Raw genomic sequence first — 3779 nt, 5'->3', positions numbered from 1 at the left:
ACTACCCCCAGATCAAACTATCTCGGGCGGCGTCGCACCCGTGGCCAGCGCCACGGCTGTCGCGACACCGACGACGCGGGCGAACCAGTGACGCGCCACCAGACCATCGCAACCAAGCGCTCAGGCGCTTCACGCGGCGCCAAGGCGTCTTGGCGTATGCGTTTCACCATTAAACGCATACTGCAACTATTGCATAGTGCTAGCGTGAACATGCGGTCGCGCCAGTGGACAGCCGAGAGGCACGCCGCATACCGTCTTGGAGACCGGCATTGGGGCACGAGAATGGCTTTGTCGCATCACGAACAGCAGGCGTTGGACCGGATCGAGAGCGAGCTGCATGCCGAGGATCCGCGACTGGCCTCGTCTCTCGCTCACGACCTCTGGACCGTAAGACGAGTGCGACACCGGCTTTTCGCTGCCGTCGCGTTCGGGGCAGGCATGGCCATGATGACCTGCGCCGTCCTGATCCCACATGACACCACTATCGGGGGCGTTCTTGCCGTATGCGTCCTCGCCTACCTCGTCATGGCCTTCGCAGCACTTTGGTGGTGCAACGGGCCGTTTCGGCGTGGCCGTGGATCATGACTACTTCTTGGTGCGGCGGCTACCCCCGTGCCAGTCCTCTTCGATCCCCGAGGCTCCGGGATCGACACCGAAACTCGCGAGTTGGGGCCGCTCGCGCAGACTGCGCTTGAGTTCGGCGAAACCGGGAAAGCTCGCCAAGCCGACTACGTTGTCCCAGAGTTCCACTGCCTCTTCAGGCTTCGGCAGGCGGCTGATCACAGGGCCGAAGAATGCCACCCCGGCGGGTGGGTGGAACTGCAGGATCGGCGTACCGACATCCTTGCCGGTCAGCGCAAGGGCATGGTCGGTTTCCGCGCGAAGCGCTCCGTCGAATTGAGTGTCTTCGAGGGCATCCGCGAGCTCAGCCGGCAGGCCCGCCTCATCGAGGATCGGCTCAAGGAACCGCCGCGACCCCTGTTCGGTTCCGGTTACCGGGTGACCGTCGGGCGGGGTGTCGAAGATCCGCCGTCCCATCGCGAGGTACAGCGGTCCGACGGCCTCGCACCCATGTTCGGCCCTGGTGCGCGCGGCGACTCGGAGCAGCTTCAGTCCAGCGGTATGCCCGTCCTCGTACTCGGGCGGGAAATGAGCCCCGTAGTCGATGTGTGCGTTGATCATTCGCAACGAGATGAAGCGCCATCCCACGGTGTAGTCGCGCTGTTCGGCCACCATTCGGACCCACTTGCTGGTCATCCACGCGAACGGACAGACGGGATCGAAGTAGAAGTCCAGGTCGGCTGTGCTCACGGTTGTGCCTCCTCATCGCTCACCGCATCGGCGGCAGCCAGGATGTCGGGTACCTCGCTACGGGTCGCGTAGTCGGGATGCACGTCGATCCATCGGACGACGCCCGCAGCATCGACCACGACGACCGTGGGCATCGGCAGGGTCTTCCCACCGTCGGCATTCACCTCGGTGAGATCGAGCCCCAGCTTGACCTGTCCCGCAACGGCATCCGCGGAGGGTTCGGTCAGGATGCCAAGCGCGACAGCGAGTTGATTGCCCGGATCGGACGCCACGGCGTAGGTCAGTTCGTTGGACTCGGCTGAGCTCAGCGAGCCGTCGGGCTTCTGCGGGCTGACGGCGATCAACTCGAAGCCGCGCCCGGCGAGCGCAGGCACCAGCTCGGCCTGATACGTACGCAGGGTCATGTTGCAGTACGGGCACCACGCCCCACGGTAGAAGACCACCACGGCAGGCTTGCCACTGCGCAACCGATCAAGGGAGGTGGGCGCACCGCGGACGTCGAGCAGGTCACCGTCGGGCATGACGGTTCCCGGCGCTACGACCCCGCTCGGCACGCCGCGAGCGTTCAGCGCGGCCTGATCGGCGGCGAAGGCAGCCAAGACGTCGGCAGGCAACTTCGTGGCGGATCCCGCCGCAATCGCTTCCGACTGCTCCGTGATGGTCGGTGTGTGGGTCGTCATACGATCGCCTTCCGCAGGTGTATTGGATTGATCACTCCACAAAACGCCTCCAATTTTGGATTGTCAACTCCAGAATCGGTAACCTCAAGTGATGATCACCCGGAAGGGCCAGGCCACCAGGGACCGCATCGTGGCCGCTGCCGCTGCCCTGATGCACGAGCGTGGGGTTGCCGGTACCAGCACCGAGGACGTCCAGGTCGCCGCTGGCGTCAGCGCGTCGCAGCTCTACCACTACTTCGTCGACAAGCGCGCCCTCACTCGCGCCGTCATCGAGTACTGGAGCGACGCCATCCTTGGGTTCCAGGAGCCTCTGCTCGCCCGCCTCGACGACTTCGATGCGTTGCGCGGCTGGGCGGAAGTCATCGTGGACGTCCAGCGTTCCAAGGACTTCCGGGGCGGCTGCCCATTGGGCTCGTTGGCCAGCGAGCTCGCCGAAAGCGACAGCGCGGCAAGAGAAGACATCGTGGCCGGCTACCGGCGGTGGCAGGGCGCCATCCGTGGCGGTCTGGCCGCCATGAAGGACCGTGGCGAGCTCGCGCCGGTCGCCGATGTCGACAAGCTGGCCACGACGCTGTTGACTGCGCTGCAGGGTGGACTGCTGCTCACCAAGACGCTGCGCGACGGCGAGCCACTCGAGACCGCACTGAACACCGTGATCGATCACATCGGGTCATTCGCCACCACCGCTTGAGCCCGCGCGGCACGCAGCGCATCGGCCAGCGTCCACACCGCGATGCCAAGCAGCGCAACGTCCTTGATCAGGAATTGGCCGGTCATCGACAGCAGCGGGACGCCGCCCGCGGACTCCTCGCCGACGCCCGGTGTGGTGAACAGGAAGCTGATGGTCGCCAGGAACAGCCCGATGGCCACCACGCTGCCCAGCGCCGACACCCTTGGCCACCACGGCTTGACCGCGAGTAGTACGGCGGTGGCCACCTCGAGCACGCCGAGCAGTGCCGAGAAGGTCGTCACGGAGAACACGTCGTAGACCCAACTCATCAACGGGCTGTGGGCGACCAGCGGCTGAATGCCCTGCGCCTCGTACCCAGTGAACTTGAGCAGGCCGATCCAGCCGATCACGACCACCAGGCCGTAGCGGGCGAGCCCCCCGCCAACACGTGTGACGACTACTTCCAGCCCGTTGCCCGCGTTGGCGGTGTGGGCATTGATGGCGGCCATGACGACTCCCTTCATCGGCGTCGGGGCGGATTCCGCCGACGGTTACCGAGTTGAGTGCATCGCCGCGGCCTGGCGTTACGCGGGCGTGCGGGGGATGCGTTGTCGTCGACGACGCCCTACCTAGTCAATAACAGCGACTTGGCATCTGGTTCGCGGAATGAAGATCTGTTATTGTCTGTTCAGTCCATAATGAACGAGTGCCGCGCTCGATTGGATAAGCGCCTCCCCGCCACCGTCTAACCGGCCCTCCACCAAACACTTTCGCAAGGATTACACCCCAATGACACTCGCCATCACCCACAGCCGTCCCGGCGCCCCCGCCGACACCCTTGAAGTCACCGACATCGGCGCAGTTCCCGCGCCTGGCCCAAACCAGATTCAGGTGAAGGTCGCCGCCTTCTCCATCCATCCCGGTGATCTGCTGGGCATCGCCTCCCGCCAAACGCACGGCACACCGGTGGTCGCCGGTACCGAAGCCACTGGTGTCGTCACTGCCACCGGACCTGGCGTCACCAGCTTCACCCCCAGCACCCGGGTGAGCTTCTTCCCCCACGGCGGGTCCTGGGCGGAGGTCGTCAATGTCGATGCCTCGATTGCGGTCCCCGTGCC

At 65.2% G+C, this 3779-nt stretch carries 6 protein-coding genes; 3 read left to right on the top strand and 3 right to left on the bottom strand.

Annotated elements, in window-relative coordinates; all coding sequences use genetic code 11:
- Nucleotides 1-156: 156 nt before the first annotated feature.
- Nucleotides 157-585, top strand: coding sequence for a DUF3040 domain-containing protein (locus ACRDUX_RS12225; protein WP_526414229.1), 429 nt, complete (start codon nucleotides 157-159; stop codon nucleotides 583-585).
- Here ACRDUX_RS12225 and ACRDUX_RS12220 read toward each other — a convergent pair whose 3' ends face one another.
- The gene (locus ACRDUX_RS12220) at nucleotides 586-1311 is read right to left on the bottom strand and encodes a mycothiol-dependent nitroreductase Rv2466c family protein (protein ID WP_526414227.1); all 726 of its coding nucleotides are present in this window, start codon (nucleotides 1309-1311) and stop codon (nucleotides 586-588) included.
- Nucleotides 1308-1991: a peroxiredoxin-like family protein gene (locus ACRDUX_RS12215; protein WP_526414225.1), complete on the bottom strand. Its 684-nt coding sequence runs from the start codon at nucleotides 1989-1991 to the stop codon at nucleotides 1308-1310. The genes ACRDUX_RS12220 and ACRDUX_RS12215 overlap by 4 nt, the downstream gene beginning before the upstream one ends.
- A gap of 91 nt (nucleotides 1992-2082) precedes the next feature.
- Here ACRDUX_RS12215 and ACRDUX_RS12210 point away from each other — a divergent pair, with 91 nt between their 5' ends.
- Entirely contained in the window at nucleotides 2083-2682 is a 600-nt protein-coding gene (locus ACRDUX_RS12210) for a TetR/AcrR family transcriptional regulator (protein WP_526414223.1), read from the top strand.
- On the opposite strand, the gene ACRDUX_RS12205 is transcribed toward ACRDUX_RS12210, so the two are convergent.
- Nucleotides 2652-3170: a YkgB family protein gene (locus tag ACRDUX_RS12205; protein WP_526414221.1), complete on the bottom strand. Its 519-nt coding sequence runs from the start codon at nucleotides 3168-3170 to the stop codon at nucleotides 2652-2654. The two genes, ACRDUX_RS12210 and ACRDUX_RS12205, sit on opposite strands and share 31 nt — an antisense overlap.
- Nucleotides 3171-3450: 280 nt before the next feature.
- Here ACRDUX_RS12205 and ACRDUX_RS12200 point away from each other — a divergent pair.
- The coding region (locus ACRDUX_RS12200; RefSeq protein WP_526414219.1) for an alcohol dehydrogenase catalytic domain-containing protein at nucleotides 3451-3779 on the top strand (329 nt) is incomplete at its 3' end.

The sequence above is a fragment of the Mycobacterium sp. genome (assembly GCF_050701675.1).
In the GTDB taxonomy this organism is placed as follows: Bacteria; Actinomycetota; Actinomycetes; order Mycobacteriales; family Mycobacteriaceae; genus Mycobacterium.
The sequence above is the reverse complement of the archived record's forward strand: the minus strand, read 5'-3'. Positions and strand labels throughout refer to the sequence as shown.

Bases quoted from the DNA above. Each gene is read 5' to 3' on its own strand.
- ACRDUX_RS12210 (WP_526414223.1), top strand. From the start codon at position 2,083: ATGATCACCCGGAAGGGCCAGGCCACCAGGGACCGCATCGTGGCCGCT.
- ACRDUX_RS12225 (WP_526414229.1), top strand. From the start codon at position 157: ATGCGTTTCACCATTAAACGCATACTGCAACTATTGCATAGTGCTAGC.
- ACRDUX_RS12205 (WP_526414221.1), bottom strand. From the start codon at position 3,170: ATGGCCGCCATCAATGCCCACACCGCCAACGCGGGCAACGGGCTGGAA.
- ACRDUX_RS12215 (WP_526414225.1), bottom strand. From the start codon at position 1,991: ATGACGACCCACACACCGACCATCACGGAGCAGTCGGAAGCGATTGCG.